General features: G+C 55.6%; 14 protein-coding genes and 4 pseudogenes. 10 read left to right on the top strand and 8 right to left on the bottom strand.

Annotation, left to right across the window (positions count from 1 at the left end; translation table 11 throughout):
• The first annotated feature begins 188 nt into the window (after positions 1-188).
• From TKWG_RS13025 to TKWG_RS13010, 4 genes are all read left to right on the top strand, one after another.
• Positions 189-1,046 (top strand): alpha/beta fold hydrolase, encoded by an 858-nt coding sequence (locus TKWG_RS13025; protein ID WP_014751276.1) that lies wholly within the window; start codon positions 189-191, stop codon positions 1,044-1,046.
• On the top strand, positions 1,043-1,228 hold the full coding sequence (locus TKWG_RS13020; protein WP_014751275.1) for an alpha/beta fold hydrolase: 186 nt from the start codon (positions 1,043-1,045) through the stop codon (positions 1,226-1,228). Before TKWG_RS13025 ends, TKWG_RS13020 begins: the two co-directional genes overlap by 4 nt.
• A 402-nt stretch (positions 1,229-1,630) precedes the next feature.
• On the top strand, positions 1,631-2,200 hold the full coding sequence (gene gfa / locus TKWG_RS13015; protein WP_014751274.1) for an S-(hydroxymethyl)glutathione synthase: 570 nt from the start codon (positions 1,631-1,633) through the stop codon (positions 2,198-2,200).
• Positions 2,201-2,215: 15 nt separating this feature from the next.
• On the top strand, positions 2,216-3,328 hold the full coding sequence (locus tag TKWG_RS13010) for an S-(hydroxymethyl)glutathione dehydrogenase/class III alcohol dehydrogenase (protein ID WP_014751273.1): 1,113 nt from the start codon (positions 2,216-2,218) through the stop codon (positions 3,326-3,328).
• 152 nt (positions 3,329-3,480) lie between these two features.
• Here the strand turns inward: TKWG_RS13010 and fba are convergent.
• From fba to TKWG_RS12970, 8 genes and pseudogenes are all read right to left on the bottom strand, one after another.
• Positions 3,481-4,535, bottom strand: a pseudogene (gene fba, locus TKWG_RS13005) (class II fructose-bisphosphate aldolase).
• A gap of 61 nt (positions 4,536-4,596) precedes the next feature.
• A pseudogene (gene tkt, locus TKWG_RS13000) lies at positions 4,597-6,620 on the bottom strand (transketolase).
• Between the two features lie 10 nt (positions 6,621-6,630).
• Entirely contained in the window at positions 6,631-7,512 is an 882-nt protein-coding gene (locus TKWG_RS12995) for a phosphoribulokinase (protein WP_014751270.1), read from the bottom strand.
• Between the two features lie 105 nt (positions 7,513-7,617).
• Entirely contained in the window at positions 7,618-8,700 is a 1,083-nt protein-coding gene (locus TKWG_RS12990) for a class 1 fructose-bisphosphatase (protein WP_041709504.1), read from the bottom strand.
• Positions 8,615-9,535 carry an HAD-IA family hydrolase gene (locus TKWG_RS12985; protein ID WP_014751268.1) on the bottom strand — a complete coding sequence of 307 codons (921 nt, stop codon included), beginning with the start codon at positions 9,533-9,535 and terminating at the stop codon, positions 8,615-8,617. Before TKWG_RS12985 ends, TKWG_RS12990 begins: the two co-directional genes overlap by 86 nt.
• 1 nt (position 9,536) lies before the next feature.
• Positions 9,537-10,505 carry a CbbX protein gene (gene cbbX / locus TKWG_RS12980; protein WP_014751267.1) on the bottom strand — a complete coding sequence of 323 codons (969 nt, stop codon included), beginning with the start codon at positions 10,503-10,505 and terminating at the stop codon, positions 9,537-9,539.
• A 66-nt stretch (positions 10,506-10,571) separates the two neighbouring features.
• The gene (locus tag TKWG_RS12975) at positions 10,572-10,991 is read right to left on the bottom strand and encodes a ribulose bisphosphate carboxylase small subunit (protein WP_014751266.1); all 420 of its coding nucleotides are present in this window, start codon (positions 10,989-10,991) and stop codon (positions 10,572-10,574) included.
• A gap of 66 nt (positions 10,992-11,057) precedes the next feature.
• Positions 11,058-12,445 (bottom strand): annotated as a pseudogene (locus tag TKWG_RS12970) (form I ribulose bisphosphate carboxylase large subunit).
• 258 nt (positions 12,446-12,703) lie between these two features.
• On the opposite strand from TKWG_RS12970, the gene TKWG_RS25065 reads away from it, so the two are divergent.
• From TKWG_RS25065 to TKWG_RS12950, 6 genes and pseudogenes are all read left to right on the top strand, one after another.
• Entirely contained in the window at positions 12,704-12,841 is a 138-nt protein-coding gene (locus TKWG_RS25065; RefSeq protein WP_322786542.1) for a LysR family transcriptional regulator, read from the top strand.
• A gap of 146 nt (positions 12,842-12,987) precedes the next feature.
• Positions 12,988-13,532: pseudogene (locus tag TKWG_RS27190) on the top strand (LysR substrate-binding domain-containing protein).
• Positions 13,533-13,825: 293 nt separating this feature from the next.
• Positions 13,826-14,452, top strand: a complete 627-nt coding sequence (locus TKWG_RS12960) for an amino acid kinase family protein (protein ID WP_014751264.1) — start codon at positions 13,826-13,828, stop codon at positions 14,450-14,452.
• Positions 14,453-14,622: 170 nt separating this feature from the next.
• Positions 14,623-15,171 carry a cytochrome b gene (locus TKWG_RS12955; RefSeq protein WP_014751263.1) on the top strand — a complete coding sequence of 183 codons (549 nt, stop codon included), beginning with the start codon at positions 14,623-14,625 and terminating at the stop codon, positions 15,169-15,171.
• Positions 15,172-15,201: 30 nt separating this feature from the next.
• Complete coding sequence (locus TKWG_RS25050) at positions 15,202-15,411, top strand: hypothetical protein (RefSeq protein ID WP_238534172.1); 210 nt, start codon at positions 15,202-15,204, stop codon at positions 15,409-15,411.
• Positions 15,408-16,148: a beta-propeller fold lactonase family protein gene (locus TKWG_RS12950; protein ID WP_238534171.1), complete on the top strand. Its 741-nt coding sequence runs from the start codon at positions 15,408-15,410 to the stop codon at positions 16,146-16,148. The genes TKWG_RS25050 and TKWG_RS12950 overlap by 4 nt, the downstream gene beginning before the upstream one ends.
• Positions 16,149-16,203: the final 55 nt, after the last annotated feature.

Here is a 16,203-nt window from a genome sequence, read left to right as displayed (position 1 = left end):
TACTGATAATTGAATATGGCTACTGCCCCGCATGACTGTAAAACGATGCGCAGTCAAATTAATGGTAGCATGACTCGCATATTTGTCAAGGCGCTTTAACCTGCAAAAAATTTCCGGTTTATGCCTTGGCCATTATATCAGTTGTAATGTGCGATCCTGTTTTCATCTTCTGTCCGGAACTTGTTTTTATGAGCATGCCATTGTCCCAAGGTTATCTGCAGACCCCCGATGGGCACCAGTTGTATTACGCCGAATTCGGCAATGTCCGGGCGCCTGCCGCAGTCGTTCTGCATGGCGGGCCGGGCAGTAGCAGTAATCTGGCCATGCTGGAGTGGTTTGACCTGAATCGCTGGCGGGTCGTCCTGTTTGACCAGCGCGGCAGCGGCAAAAGCCTGCCCACCGGAAGTCTGGAACATAATACAACGGCGCATTTGGTAGACGATATTGAACGGTTGCGACAGCATCTGGCCATTTCGGCGTGGACCGTCGTGGGCGGATCTTGGGGAGCATACCTGGCCCTGGCCTATGCGGCCAGGCATGCAAAACACATTCGTCATCTCGTGCTGCGCGGCACGTTCCTGCCTTCCCGGTTGCAGCTGGACTGGTTCTTCCAGCAATTGCAGGCATTGGTGCCGCAAGCCTGGGACAGCCTGACCGAGACCATGAGCAATAGTGAAAAAGAATCAGTCTTGCAGACGCTGGCGGACCGGCTGCTGGGCAGTGATCGCGAGAAAATATCGGATGCAGCCGAGCGCTGGAGCAGCTATGAAAGCAAGATTATGGTCAGCATGATGCAGGGTAAAGTCACGCAGCAAGCACCTAAGGGGCAGCAGGCCGCAAAAAAGCAAGTCCAGGATCAGAGCGCGACAGACCAGACGGCTGTCGGCACGGCAGTCTCCAGGCTGACAGTGGCCAAGACGAACCCGATCGGGCTAAGGCGGCGCAGCGCATTATCCATAAATATCGTATCCAGGCACACTATTTGCGCCACATGGGGTTTATCGACCTGCCTGCGCTACTGGCGCAACTGCGCGAGGTGCCGATGAAGGCTACTTTGCTGCATGGCACGCATGACTGGATATGTCCGGCCGCCAATGTGCATTTGCTGCAGCGCTTCCTTCCCGGCGCCGATGTGCACTGGGTACCGGGTGGCACCCATACGCCGTCGGATCCACTCATTCTTGCGGCGCTGACTCAGACCATGGCGCAGCTCTCGGACGCGTCCTGACACAATCGCACGCCCGGGCATCTGGACAGGTTTGCCTGCGTGGTTTATTTGTCTGATTGTCCCTGCGATGCCGCGGTCTGGCAAGCTTGCATATTGCGGCAGAGCGGGGCAACAGACCAGGCGCGGCATCGCCTGCTGATGCAGTATCTGTATCGCACCGCGTGCATCTGCGGCGAGCATGGCACAGCCTGTATCGTATTCTGAACAACTGCAGACGCGCTCGTTCCAGCGAGCGATGCCGGGCTGTTGCCAAAGGGGAATGGTTCTGCTTCTATTCACTGTAGTTTTCGCCAGGCAGGCAATTGTTTCCGATGATTGGCATGGAAGTTGCTTGAGTGATGGTTATTGCGGGGGAGATGCCCGATCAAGTCAGAAGCAGTCATAACCAATCCGGAGACACATATGAGTTACAATATCCATCCAGCCGTTAACAATGGCGTTCAGGCTAGTACAGACAATAACTTTACCGGTGGCAAACTGGTTTGTAATTGCGAGACAGACAGGGTCGAAGTAACAGTGAACTCGCAATCGGCCCACAATCACCTTTGTGGTTGTTCCAAATGCTGGCGGCCCGCCGGCGCCCTGTTTTCGCAGGTTGCCGTGGTGCCAAAAGAGTCTGTGCAGGTCACAGCTCATGGCGACAAGCTCAAGGTGGTCGACGAATCGGCAGCCATTCAGCGTTATGCGTGCAGCGGCTGCGGCGTTCACATGTATGGCCGTATTGAAAACACGCAGCATCCATTCTATGGGCTCGATTTCATTCATACAGAGCGTTCTCCCCAGACCGGCTGGTCTGCGCCCACCTTTGCCGCTTTTGTCTCGTCCATTATTGAAACAGGTACCGATCCTGCGGAAATGGATGGCATTCGTGCAAGACTGAACGAACTGGGATTGCCGCCCTATGATGCGCTGTCGCCAGCGTTGATGGACGTTATCGCAACACACGTTGCAAAATCGAAAAATGCATCTTAAGCAGGAGTTGAAGTAATGGAAACAAAAGCCGCTGTTGCCACCAAAGCCGGGGCGCCACTGACGATCGAGACTGTCCAGCTGGACGGCCCGCGTGCATTCGAAGTGCTGGTGGAAATCAAGGCATCGGGTGTGTGTCATACAGATATGTTCACGCTGTCCGGTGATGATCCGGAGGGCATTTTTCCAGCTATTCTGGGCCACGAAGGCGCCGGTGTGGTCGTAGAGGTGGGCTCTGGCGTCACCACGCTCAAACCTGGCGATCACGTGATTCCGCTTTATACGCCAGAGTGCCGCAATTGCGTATTCTGCCTGTCGCGCAAGACCAATTTGTGCGGTGCCATTCGCGAAACCCAGGGCAAGGGCCTGATGCCCGATGGCACCAGCCGCTTCAAATTGAATGGCAAGGATGTATTTCACTACATGGGTACGTCCACGTTTTCCAATTACACGGTGGTGCCGGAGATTGCACTTGCCAAAATCCGCGAAGATGCGCCTTTTGAAAAGGTCTGCTACATCGGCTGCGGCGTCACAACCGGTGTTGGTGCAGTCATCTATACAGCGAAGGTACAGCCCGGCGATAAGGTGATTGTATTTGGTCTGGGCGGCATTGGTTTAAATGTCGTTCAGGGTGCGCGCATGGCCGGTGCCGATATGATTATCGGCGTAGACATCAATCCGGCACGCGAAGAGCTGGCTCGCAAGTTCGGCATGACGCATTTTGTCAATCCGAAAGAAGTCGAAGGCGATATCGTTCCCTACCTGGTGAGTCTGACCAAGGGCGGCGCCGATCATACCTTTGAATGTATCGGCAATGTGAATCTGATGCGCCAGGCGCTGGAGTCCTGCCATAAAGGCTGGGGCAAGAGCACGATTATCGGCGTGGCCGGTGCGGGCCAGGAAATCTCGACACGACCATTCCAGCTGGTTACCGGCCGCGTCTGGCAGGGTTCGGCATTTGGCGGCGCACGCGGTCGTACCGATGTGCCAAAAATTGTTGACTGGTACATGGAAGGCAAGATCAATATTGATGACCTGATCACACATGTCATGCCAATCGAGAAGATCAACGAGGCATTTGATCTGATGCATGCGGGTACCTCGATCCGTTCCGTGGTTACTTTCGATTGATGCGGCGCCAGGCATGCTGCTTAAGTGGCGTGCCTGGTGCTCATTAGCGGTATACCTGCTGTGTCGGTATGGCACAACAGCCAAAAAGAAGGGGCTCTCTATATTGAGCCCCTTCGTCATTGCAGTGAATGGTAAAGCGCGATCGACAGACCTCAGGCGGCAGCGGCCTGCTGCGCATAGATGCCGGCCATCTTTTCCAGCGCGATCGGCTTGATGACCGAAGCCTGGCCCGCACAGCCAAACGCTTCGAAACGCTCCTGGCAAATCTGCCGTGCCGCCGCGGTTGCGTCCTTGAAGAACTTGCGCGGATCAAATTCCGCCGTGTCCTGCATCATGCTGCGACGCATTGCACCTGTCATTGCCAGTCGGATGTCGGTATCGATATTGACTTTGCGCACGCCATTTTTGATGCCTTCACAAATTTCCTCTACAGGCACGCCGTACGTCTCACGGATGTTGCCCCCATGCTGGCGAATAACGTCCAGCCATTCCTGAGGAACTGAAGAGGAGCCGTGCATGACCAGATGCGTATTGGGAATGCGCTCGTGGATGGCGCGGATACGCTCAATGGCCAGAATATCGCCGGTGGGTTTGCGGGTAAATTTATAGGCGCCGTGGCTGGTGCCAATGGCAATGGCCAGCGCATCTACGCCGGTTCGGGCAACAAAGTCGGCGGCCTGTTCCGGATCGGTCAGCAGTTGCTCGTGCGACAATATCCCTTGCGCACCGGAGCCATCTTCTTCGCCCGCCTGGCCCGATTCAAGTGAGCCCAGGCAGCCAAGTTCACCTTCGACCGAAACACCGACGCAGTGCGCCATATCGGCGACCTGTCGCGTTACAGCCACATTATATTCATAGCTTGAGGGCGTTTTCATATCGGCCAACAGAGAACCATCCATCATCACACTTGAAAAGCCGGAGCGGATTGACGCCTGGCAAACTGCCGGACTGGCGCCATGATCCTGATGCATGCATACCGGAATGTCGGGGTAGGATTCAATGGCTGCCTCGACCAGCCGGCGCAGGAAGCTTCGCCGGCATATTTTCGGGCGCCGGCAGAAGCCTGCAGGATGACCGGGCTGTCGGTGCTTGATGCGGCCTGCATGATCGCCTGGATCTGTTCCAGATTGTTGACGTTGAAGGCGGGAATGCCGTAACCATGCTCGGCAGCGTGATCCAATAGTTGACGTAAAGAAACGAGGGCCATGTAAATCTCCTTGGGTAAAGCAGGGGGCATTAAGCACGAGAAACCCTGCGAACGAATCGTGTTATGAAGCCTGGTTAAGCAATGCATGAACTGCCTTGCATGCTGCCTGGGGGGTGATGCCGAAATAGTCATAGAGCTGACCCGCCGGTGCTGATTCCCCAAAGGTGTCAATGCCGATGGCGGTACCGTTGTTGACCACACCACGCCAGAACCAGCTGGAGCCGGCTTCAATGCTGACGCGCGGCATCTCCGGGGGCAGGATCTGATCACGCCACGCTTGTGGCTGGGCAAAGAACAGTTCCACGCATGGCATGGATACGACGCGCACCGCAATGCCGTCCTCGCGCAAGGCCGTTGCCGCTTTGACTGCGATACCCACTTCTGATCCGGTCGCAATGAGGACCGCCTGTGCATGGTCAGCGTCCTGCAGAATGTAGCCGCCACGCGCAATCTGCTCGCGCTGGGTTTTCTCGCGGGTGAACGGTGTCAGGTTCTGGCGTGACAATATCAGGCAGGTCGGGCCATCTTGTCGCTTCAATGCCTGCTGCCATGCAATGGCCGTTTCTTCGCCGTCGCAGGGGCGCCATACACGGTTATTGGGTATAACACGCAGCGCACTCAGGTGCTCCACCGGTTGATGTGTGGGACCGTCTTCGCCCAGCCCGATGGAGTCGTGGGTAAACACATGAATCACGCGTTGTTTCATGAGTGCGGCCATGCGAATCGCATTGCGCGAGTAATCCGAGAAGGTCAGGAAGGTGCCCCCATAGGGAATGAATCCACCGTGCAGGGCAAGGCCGTTCATGACTGCGGCCATGCCGAATTCGCGCACCCCGTAGCTTAGATAATTACCCTGGCCTGATGATTGACCCACACCGAGGATTTGACATTAGTCAGATTTGAGCCGCTCAGATCTGCCGAACCACCGAATAAGCCTGGCAGTTCGGGCGTGATGGCCTCAAGCACAATCTGCGACGCCTTGCGGGTAGCAATGTTGCCATGCAGCGCTTCGCTGGCGTCCAGCAAGTTTTCCAGGGCCAGCAGCGCGTTATCGGGAATGTCGCCAGCCAATCGTTGCGCCAGCTCCCGCGCGTCTTCAGGGTAGCGCGCCTGCCAGCGATCAAACTGCTGTTGCCAGAGCAACTGCCGGGCCGCACCTTGCTCGGTGGCGCTCCAGTCGTCCACCACATCCTGTGGCAGTTCGAATTCTGCATAAGGCCAGTTTCTTGCGGCTCGCATGGCTGCAATTTCATCGGCACCCAGCGGGGCGCCGTGGACCGAATGGCTGCCAGCCTTGGTTGGCGCGCCGTGGCCGATATGTGTACGGCAGCAGATCAGCGTCGGGCGCGCTTGCGCGGCTGGCTGCGATTTGGCCTGAAAGATGGCTGCATCAATCGCCGCCGGGTCATGTCCGTCGACATTGGCAATCACATTCCAGTTATATGCAGCAAAGCGTGCGACGGTGTCGTCGCCGAACCAGCCGGCCACGTCGCCGTCAATGGAAATGCCATTATCATCGTAAAAGCAGATCAGCTTGCCCAGCCCGAGCGTGCCGGCCAGCGAGCAGGCTTCATGGCTGATGCCCTCCATCAGGCAACCGTCGCCGACAAAGACGTAGGTGTAATGGTCCACAATCATATGGCCGGGGTGATTGTATCGGCACGCCAGCAGTTTTTCGGCAAGCGCCATGCCCACGGCGTTGGCCAGGCCTTGCCCCAGCGGGCCGGTGGTGGTCTCTACGCCGGGCGTGATGCCCACTTCGGGGTGGCCAGGGGTGCGCGAATGCAGTTGGCGAAATTGCCGGATTTCATCGAGCGGCAGATCGTAACCAGTCAGGTGCAGTAAAGCGTACAGCAGCATGGACCCATGGCCATTGGACAGCACAAAGCGGTCGCGATTGAACCAGCCAGGGTCAGCGGGGTTATGGGATAGATGGCGACGCCACAGCACCTGGGCGATGTCGGCCATGCCCATGGGGGCACCCGGATGCCCCGATTGCGCCTGCTCGACCGCATCAGCAGCCAGAAAGCGCAATGCATCTGCATGGCGGGTGTCTTCTAGGGTTATTTTTTCGGCAAGATTCATCAGGGTCTCCTCAGGTCTGTGCAGCGCGCTTCTTGCGTTCCATCATGCGCCAGATAAATGGGGTAAAGATCAGTTGCATGGCTAGCTCCATCTTGCCGCCGGGTACCACGATCGTGTTGGCCCGCGACATGAACGAGTCGTGAACCATATTGAGCAGATACTGAAAATCGATGCCCTTGGGATTGGCAAAGCGAATGACCACAAAGCTCTCGTCCGGCGCCGGTATGTCTCTTGCAATAAACGGATTGGACGTATCGACGCAAGGCACGCGCTGAAAATTGACGTGGGTCAGTGAGAACTGCGGACAAATATGATTCACATAGTCGGGCATGCGGCGCAAGATGGTGTCCGTGACCGCTTCGGCCGAATAGCCCCGGGTGGATTTGTCACGCCACAGTTTCTGAATCCATTCCAGATTAATCACCGGCACCACGCCAACCAGCAAATCGGGATATTGCGCAATATTGACCTTGTCATGCACGACCGCGCCGTGCAGGCCTTCATAAAATAGCAGGTCGGTATCGGGCGGAATGTCTTCCCATTCGGTAAACGTACCAGGCTCCTGTTTATAGGGCGCCGCCTCGCGCGCATCATGCAGGTACTTGCGCCGCTTGCCCGAACCATTTTCGCTGTAGGTGCGAAACAGGGTTTCGAGTTCGGCAAACAGATTGGTATCCGGCCCGAAATGGCTGAAATTGGCGTTACCGTTTTTTTCTGCGGCAGCCAGCCGCTCTTTCATTTGCGCACGGTCGTAGCGATGAAAGCTGTCGCCTTCAATGGAAGCGGCGGTCACCCCTTCGCGACGGAATATATTTTCGAAGGTTCGGGTCACCGACGTGGTTCCTGCGCCTGAAGAACCGGTAATGGAAATGATCGGGTGGCGTTCTGACATGATTCTGGCCCTTTGATAAATGAAAGATGGCGTTATTGCCGGCATGGTGCAAAGACGTTATGCAACGGCAATACAAGCTGCCGATGTCTTGCGCGCATGGCGGTTTCACAGCATGTTTGGCGATTCGGTGAACAAGCTGCGTTCATGGAAAAGCGGATTGGGCGAGTCGACCCTGCGCGGATGCTTGTGATACTCTTCGATCCGCTCCACTTCGTTCTTTGATCCGAAGATAAAACCAATACGCTGGTGAATTTCAGTGGGTACAACCTGCAATACCGGTTCATGTCCGGTACTGGCGCGGCCACCTGCCTGCTCCATGATAAATCCGATAGGATTGGCTTCATATAACAGCCGCAGCCTGCCATTACGAGCCGGCAGTTTATTGTCTCGCGGATACAGAAACACGCCGCCACGCATCAGGATCCGGTGCGCTTCGGCAACCAGCGACGCGATCCAGCGCATGTTGAAATCCTTGCCACGCTCACCGGTTTTACCGGCAATGCATTCGTCCACATAACGGCGCACTGGTTCATCCCAGAAGCGACTGTTGGAAGTATTGATGGCAAACTCGTTGGTGTCTTCCGGCACTTGCAGATTGGGGTGGGTCAGCATGAACTCGCCCACCAGCGGACAAAGCGTGAAAGCGTGTACGCCGTTGCCCACTGACAGCACAAGCATCGTCGACGGGCCGTAAATGGCATAGCCTGCGGCCACTTGTTTGACGCCAGGCTGCAAATAGTCTTTGACCGTGGTCGTGCGCCGAGAGTCAGGCGTGCGCAGCACGGAGAAAATACTGCCGACCGCCACATTTACGTCAATATTGGACGAACCATCAAGCGGGTCAAACAGCAGTAGATAACGCCCGCGGCTATATGGCTTGGGAATGCTGTACGGTTCGTCCAGCTCTTCGGACACCATGCCGGCCAATTGTCCGCCCCACTGATTTCCTTCGATAAACAGATCGTTGCTCAGAATATCCAGCTTTTTCTGATCCTCGCCCTGCACGTTGGTCGAATCGGCACTGCCATTGACGCCGGCCAGAGCGCCGCAGGCGATGGCATGTGAAATTCTGCGACAGACCAGTGCGATATTGAGGATCACGCTATTGAAGTCTCCTCCTGCTTCGGGAAAGCGGCGCCGCTCGTCGATCAGGAACTGGGTCAGGGTAGGTCGTTGCGGTGTTTGCATGAGTGTCTCCTCGAGTTGAATCATTTGCTGGCGCGTCTTCGGTTGGCCTTGGATCCGCCTTGCGTCCGCTTTCAGCCGGCCTTGAGCAGGGGATCTGCGTGCAGGCATTTGAGCGTGAACAGATCCACCATGGACTGGTGGATGCCGTTGCCTGGCGGCACTGGCAGATCCGGATCGCCAGGTGCGGCAGCACCAGCATGGCGCCGGCAAAATCCTGGCCTGCGGTGTAATGGGTGGGCGTGATGATGGTTGAAATACCGGCGCGGGCCGCTGCGCGCAAGCCGTTTTCCGAGTCCTCAAAAGCAATGCAGTTGGTCGCTTCCACGTCCAGTTCGGCCAGCGCCTGCAGATACACGTCGGGCTCAGGTTTTTTCTTGCCAGGTGTGCTGGCATCGCAAATTGCCACGAAAAATTTCCTCCAGTCCGATCCCAGGCAGTGATGCAACAAGGCCTGTACGTTGGCTGCAGTAGTGGTGGTGGCAATGGCTAGCGGTATACCGGCGCAATAAGCATCGATAATCAGCCGGTGAATACCCGGACGCAAGGTGATCTGGCCGTTATCGACCAGGCGCGCATATTCCTCGGTCTTGATCGCATGAACCTCACGGATCTTTCTTGCGGCCTGTAGCGTGCTGGCGCCTTCAGGATCTACGGAAAGCCAGTAGTGCGCCATGCGCTCCTTGCCACCGCTAATTGCCAGCAATTGGGTGTACAGGTCTTCGTCCCAGTACCAGTCGAGTCCGGCCAGGATAAAGGCGGTATTGAATGCGCGCAGATGTACGGTTTCAGTATCGGCCAGTGTCCCGTCTACATCAAAGATCAGTGCTTTAAGCATGTTATGTCTCCCCGTTGTCTTGCTGCCGGTCATGCTGGTTGCTGGCCTGAGGATTGGCAGACGATGCATCAGAAAAGACTCGGCTGGCCCGAATATCCTGCGCACCAATCGTTTGCAGGGCGGCGTCGCTGACATTGTCGGGGTCGCGCATCAGTCTGGACGCGTGGCGCAGGCGGGCACGCTCCAGTGCATTGCGCACGCTGCGGGCGTTGGCAAAATAAGGCTGCTGCATGCGCTTGGCGATGTATTGGGAAAACGCCTGCTGCGCCGGTTCATCAAAGCGATACTGCATGTCCTCAAGCATGATGTCTGCAATCTTTTCCAATTCTTCGGGTGCGTAGTCAGGAAAATCAATATGGTGGGCCACACGCGAGGACATGCCGGGATTGGAAGAGAAAAAACGATCCATTCTGTCTTTGTAGCCGGCAAAGATAACCACGAGATCGTCACGGTTGTTTTCCATGACCTGAAGCAGGATTTCAATGGATTCCTGGCCATAGTCACGTTCGTTTTCAGGACGGTAAAGGTAGTAGGCCTCGTCAATGAACAGTACGCCGCCCATGGCTTTTTTCAGTACCTCCTTGGTTTTCGGCGCCGTATGCCCGATGTATTGCCCGACCAGATCGTCTCGCGTTACCGCCACCAGATGGCCGCGCCGCAGGTAGCCCAGTTGATGCAGTATTTGCGCCATACGCATTGCAACCGTGGTTTTACCCGTTCCGGGATTGCCAGTGAAACTCATATGCAGGCTGGGCGCGCCGGTACGCAGTCCGCGTTCGGCGCGCAGTTTGTCAACCAGAAGCAGTGCGGCAATATCCTGGATACGTTGCTTGACCGGCACCAAACCCACTAGTTCGCGATCGAGCTGCTGCAAGGTGGCGGCAATCGCCTGACGGTCTTCAGATGCCGTGCTGTTGCGTGCTGCCTGCACTTTTTCCGGTGTTGCTGCGTCCAGTGTGGTTTGAGCCATGGTTTTCTCCTTTAGCGTGGGTGTAACGCCGGGGCAATACGGGCCCCGTCAGGCCGGATCAACGGATCAATAGCGGCTGCCTTCTGGAGCTGCCGCAACGGCATAGCTTTCAATCGTGTAGCGCATGCGTCGTCCGTCGATTTCCTGGCGAACCAGACGAAAGCCTGGTTCATGGGCGGGACGGTTGACGATGAATGACATCACCACAGACTCTACGGTATGAGTGGAATCGAACGCGGTGACCCGGATATAGTGATTGGGGAAGGTATTGCGTGCCTGTTCGATCTCCTGCAATATGCCGGCGGCATCGCGCAGATCGAACATGGGATTGCCGAACATTTCCCAGAAAGTGTTGCGCGGATGCGGATCATCGGTATATTCAATGCCGACGGCCCAGCCGTTGTCCAGGCAATACTGCAGTTGTTTGGTGATCTGTTCGTTGGTCAGATCAGGTAGAAACGAGAAGGTGCCTTGTGTAATTCGCATGATGTTCTCTCTTGTCGTGAAGTTCAGTGGCCGTGGCCTGCTTGTTTATCTATTGCATTTGTGATTTCAGGCAACAGATGGCATGGGCGTGTAGTCGGATGTATCGGTGGACTGATAGTTGAAGGTCACTTCGCCCCAGGTGTCCAGTGCCGCACGCAAGGGACCGCAATGCTTGGCAGCGTCCTTGAGAATTTGCGGGCCTTCTTCAGCGATATTGCGCCCCTCGTTGCGCGCCAGCACCATTGATTCGAGTGCAACGCGATTGGCTACAGCGCCGGCCTGAATTCCATCCGGGTGGCCAATGGTGCCGCCGCCAAACTGCAGAATCACGTCGTCACCGAACAAATCCAGCAGTTGGTGCATTTGCCCTGCGTGAATGCCGCCAGAGGCTACCGGTAGCACCTTGCGCAAGGCCACCCAGTCCTGATCGAAGAAAATGCCGCGTGGCAGATCAGTCTGTGTATAGGATTGACGGCAAACGTTGTAATAACCTTGTACCGTCATGGGGTCGCCTTCGAGCTTGCCCACCGCGGTGCCGGCATGCACGTGATCCACCCCGGCCAGACGCAGCCACTTGGCAATGACCCGGAAAGACACGCCGTGATTTTTCTGGCGGGTGTAGGTGCCGTGACCGGCACGGTGCATATGCAGAATCATGTCGTTCTGGCGACACCAGTGCGAGATGGACTGGATAGCCGTCCAGCCGACGACCAGATCGACCATCACAATGACCGAGCCCAGCTCTTTGGCAAACTCTGCGCGGCGGTACATCTCTTCCATGGTGCCGGCGGTAATGTTCAGATAACTGCCCTTGACTTCGCCGGTCGCAGCCGATGCCTTGTTGACGGCATCCATCACAAACAGAAAGCGATCGCGCCAATGCATAAAGGGTTGCGAGTTGATGTTTTCATCATCCTTCATGAAATCCAGACCGCCCTTGAGCCCTTCGTATACCACGCGACCATAATTGCGCCCGGACAGACCCAGCTTGGGTTTGGTGGTGGCGCCCAGTAGCGGGCGACCGAATTTGTCCAGGCGCTCGCGTTCCACGATAATGCCTGTTGGCGGTCCGGCGAAGGTTTTTACATAGGCGGCAGGAAAGCGCATGTCTTCCAGTCGGGCTGCCTTGAGCGGTTTGAAGCTGAACACGTTGCCGATAATGGACGCCGTGACGTTTGTGATAGAGCCTTCTTCAAATAGAGAAAGGTCGTAGGCGATATAGCAGAAATATTGTCCTTCGTTGTTGGGCACCGGATCCACCTGTATGCCTTGGCGCGGTACTTGTCGCAAGCGGTCAGCCTGTCGGTCCACACCACGGTCCAGGTGGCTGTTGAGGATTCTCCGGCAACGGCGGCAGCTGCCTCGATGGGGTCAACGCCGTCCTGTGGCGTGATGCGAAACACCGCGAGTATGTCTGTGTCCGCGGGCTCGTAGTCACCATCCCAATAGCCCATTTGAGCATATTTGAGTACACCGGCGGCATAGCGTTTTTTCTGATCCCTGATTTGGACGTTGCTGATATCGTTCATTGTCTATCTCCTGAGTGCCTTGCATGATCAAGCCGGCAGGATGCTGCGTCTGACCGGTATGAACAAACTATACAAATGGCCATGCTTCAGGTCTAATAATAAATATCGAAGAAAACATAAGCACAGGCTTATAGATCAATATGCGACGTTACACACTGAGACTGCCAAGACACTTTTCTGGAAGTGGCTCGTGCCGAGTCTGTATCCAAGGCAGCAGAGAAACTGCATGTGACGCAGCCGGCTGTCTCCACGCAACTGCGACAACTGGAAGACGCCTGGGCGTCGCGCTGGTGGAAGCCAATGGCAGGCAGATCCGCCTGACCGCAGCCGGGCGCGAGGTTGAGCAATATGCAATTGCGGCAACGTCGCAGCTCAGTCAGCTTGATGATGCGGTTGAAGGGTTGAAGGGCTTGCAGCGCGGACGCATCAACCTGGGTATCGTGGGCACCGCAAAGTATTTTGTTCCCATGCTGCTGGTGCATTTTCGCAAGCGTTTCCCTGGCATCGAAATTTCGCTGCAGATTCAGAATCGTGATCAGATTTTCAATATGCTCGAGCGTAATGAACTGGATCTGGCTATTACAGGCAGGGTGCCCGAAAGGCTTGATTGTCTGTCTGAAGCCTTTGCCACCAACCCACTCGGGTTTGTGAGTGCACCGGAGCATCCGCTGTCCCGACGTCGTCAGGCACCGCTATCCATTTTCAATGATATCGATTTTGTGGTCAGAGAGGCCGGTTCGGGAACACGGCGACCATGGAAAGTATATTTGCCCAAAACAACATCAGCCCGCGTATTGTGATGGAGATGCCCAGTAATGAATCCATCAAGCAGGCGGTGATGGCAGGCATGGGGCTGACCTTTCTGTCCTTGCGCACGGTGCGGCACGAGCTTGCCGCAGGCCATCTGGCATTGCTGGATATCCAGGGAACCCCTATTTTGCGACAGTGGCGCGTGGCGCATTTGCGTACCAAAAAGCTGGCGCCCGCTGCCTGGGGCTCAAAGCGTTTTTGATCAGTGATGGCGCCGCCCTGATCAACGTCTGGGCCTGAGTGCGTAACGGTACACATTGTCACGCATGCGTAGCAGTCTTGGTTGGCAGCGGCGCCTGTTAAGCCGCAGCAATGCGCACCGGATCTGCAAGAGTGCGCTGCGTATTTCTCACAGGCGCGCTAATGCCCGCAGGCAAGGGCCACGGGGTCGGCAAGTAATATGTCCGCAAAAGCCTGGTTGCCTGACAATTCTGGTATGAATATTGCTTTTGTTAACCTGGAGCCATTATAAAAAGATAAGACCAGGAGAGGGACATGTGGGTAGTCAAGCTTGACGGTGCTCTGGCTCATGATGACACATTACAGGATTGGGTTGAAGAACTGAGTACTGTCGGCGGGGGACGGGTCATTATCGTGCCTGGTCGCTGGCATGGCGCAGATTTTGTAAGGGAGATGAAGGCACGCTGGTCGCTGGATCGCCTGGTAACGCATAATATGTTGCTGCTTACGGGCGCGCAGTACGGATTATTGATCAGCAGCATGGCGCCGCAGATCAGTCCGGTGCTGGATGCGCGGCATGTGCGCCAGACGCTGCAACGGGGCGGCGTCGCGCTATGGATGCCGCTGTCGCTGATGCGAGATATACCGGATGATCTGACCGACTCCACGATTTCATCCGATAGTATCGCAGCATGGCTGGCGACACATTTGAATGCAGAAAGGTTGATTTTGGTAAAAACGCGGCCGTTTTTTTCGAACGTGAATGTGGCGCAGCATATCCGCGACGGCGTACTGGATGAAGGATTCCGCAAGTACGCAGATCAGCTGGCCTGCCCGGTTACGTTGCTGCATAAAAGCGAGCTGTCGCGTTTTCATTTGATGCTGCTCAATGGCAGCAGTTCGGATTTGCTGGATCGTGCAGGAGAAACAATCAGGGGATGAATGACAATTGCCATATCAGCGCATGCATTTTCTTTTCGCGTAAATGAAGGCGGTTGCCGGCAATGACATAGGTGGTTAGTCGTGTTAGAGTTCAGGCAGACAGCCGGTTTTTTTAGACCGGCGGATTTAATCAATAAAACCGGCACACATAGCCGAAGGGGATGACATACATGGATGCACCTCGTTATACACGAGTGGCAATGCTGCTGCATTGGCTGATCGCACTGTGCCTGGTAGGGCAGTTCGTTCTGGGCTGGTATCTGGAAAGCATACCGCGGGGTGTGCCCGATCGCAGCTATTTTGTGAATATACATAAAAGCACAGGGATGCTGATCGGCCTGCTGATTCTGGCGCGTATTGGCTGGCGCCTTACCCATCGCCCTCCCGCCTTGCCCAGGTCCATCCCCACGTGGCAGCAAAAGGCCGCTTCCACCACTCATTTTCTGCTTTATTTTTTCATGCTGATGCTGCCGCTCACCGGCTATATCGCATCCAACTTCAGCAAATGGGGCGTCAAGTTTTTCAACACTATTGAAATGCCTCCCTGGGGCGTGGAAGATAAAGCGATTTATGCGTTTTTCAATCAGTTGCATGGGTTGATTTCCTGGATACTGCTGTGTCTGATCATTCTGCATGTGCTGGCCGCTGTCTCGCACCTCGTGTCGGGGCATCGGGAGGTAATTCATCGAATGCTGCCTGGCTCCTCATCAGGCCGGTAGCACCACTATGTTGTTAAAGGAGACTTAAGGATGAGACAAAAAATACTAATTACAACACTTGCCGCGGCAGTGCTTTCGTTCGGCACCGCAGCCACAGCCGAACCATTTGCGTATGTGCCTAATGAAGGCGGTGCCAGTATTTCTGTCATCGATGTCGCGACCGACAAGGTCGTGGATACGATCAAGGATCTGGGGGAAAAGCCCAGGGGCTGGCGGCCAGTGGAGATAATCTGTATGTGAGCCAGAAAACCAATAACCAGCTCAATATTGTGGATTTGAAACAACGCAAGGTGATTGGCAGCGTGAGCCTGGGTGACTCGCCTGAGGGGGTATACGTCTCGGCCGATGGCCGCTGGATTGCCGCGGCGATTGAAGAGAATAATACCGTTGCCATCATTGATACCCAGACCAATAAAATGGTCGATGAGATCAAGGTAAAAGGAGATAATCCAGAGCACGCGGTCTTTTCGCCGGACGGTAAAAAGCTGCTGGTGAGCGCAGAAGATGGAAATACGGTTGATGTCATCGATTTTCCGGCTCGCAAGGCAGTTGCCGAAATCGAGGTGGGTAAACGTCCTCGCGGAATAGGCTATCTTCCTGACAATAGCAAGGCTTATGTCGCTTCCGAAAACAGTAACGAAGTCTATGTAATTGATTTGCCGAACAATAAAGTACTGAAAAAACTGGCTGGCGGCGTACGTGCCAACGGCGTGACGGTCAGCCCCGATGGCAGCCGCGTGTATATCTCCAACGGCGGGGATGGGAGTGTATCGGTGATTGATACGGCCAAAGATGAAATCGTTGCCACTGTCAAAGTGGGTCAGCGCCCGTGGAACATGGCCATTTCGCCCGACGGCAAAAAACTGTATGTGGCCAACGGCCGCTCCAACAGCGTATCTGTGATCGACACTGAAAAAAATACGAAGATTAGCGATATTGCAGTGGGCGAACGTCCATGGGGGGTGTATATCCACTGATCGCTATACCGGCGGCTTGGCTGGCCGGACAGTGATTGTTGGCCTTATGACGGCC

Origin of the sequence: Advenella kashmirensis WT001 (assembly GCF_000219915.2) — a bacterium.
GTDB classification, from domain to species: domain Bacteria; phylum Pseudomonadota; class Gammaproteobacteria; order Burkholderiales; family Burkholderiaceae_B; genus Advenella; species Advenella kashmirensis.
Note: the sequence above shows the minus strand (reverse complement) of the source record. Positions and strands in the feature narration are given on the sequence as shown.

Coding starts and splice junctions, on each gene's coding strand:
- TKWG_RS13025 (WP_014751276.1), top strand. CDS start 189: ATGAGCATGCCATTGTCCCAAGGTTATCTGCAGACCCCCGATGGGCAC.
- TKWG_RS13020 (WP_014751275.1), top strand. CDS start 1,043: ATGAAGGCTACTTTGCTGCATGGCACGCATGACTGGATATGTCCGGCC.
- gfa (WP_014751274.1), top strand. CDS start 1,631: ATGAGTTACAATATCCATCCAGCCGTTAACAATGGCGTTCAGGCTAGT.
- TKWG_RS13010 (WP_014751273.1), top strand. CDS start 2,216: ATGGAAACAAAAGCCGCTGTTGCCACCAAAGCCGGGGCGCCACTGACG.
- TKWG_RS12995 (WP_014751270.1), bottom strand. CDS start 7,512: ATGTCAGAACGCCACCCGATCATTTCCATTACCGGTTCTTCAGGCGCA.
- TKWG_RS12990 (WP_041709504.1), bottom strand. CDS start 8,700: ATGCAAACACCGCAACGACCTACCCTGACCCAGTTCCTGATCGACGAG.
- TKWG_RS12985 (WP_014751268.1), bottom strand. CDS start 9,535: ATGCTTAAAGCACTGATCTTTGATGTAGACGGGACACTGGCCGATACT.
- cbbX (WP_014751267.1), bottom strand. CDS start 10,505: ATGGCTCAAACCACACTGGACGCAGCAACACCGGAAAAAGTGCAGGCA.
- TKWG_RS12975 (WP_014751266.1), bottom strand. CDS start 10,991: ATGCGAATTACACAAGGCACCTTCTCGTTTCTACCTGATCTGACCAAC.
- TKWG_RS12960 (WP_014751264.1), top strand. CDS start 13,826: ATGTGGGTAGTCAAGCTTGACGGTGCTCTGGCTCATGATGACACATTA.
- TKWG_RS12955 (WP_014751263.1), top strand. CDS start 14,623: ATGGATGCACCTCGTTATACACGAGTGGCAATGCTGCTGCATTGGCTG.
- TKWG_RS25050 (WP_238534172.1), top strand. CDS start 15,202: ATGAGACAAAAAATACTAATTACAACACTTGCCGCGGCAGTGCTTTCG.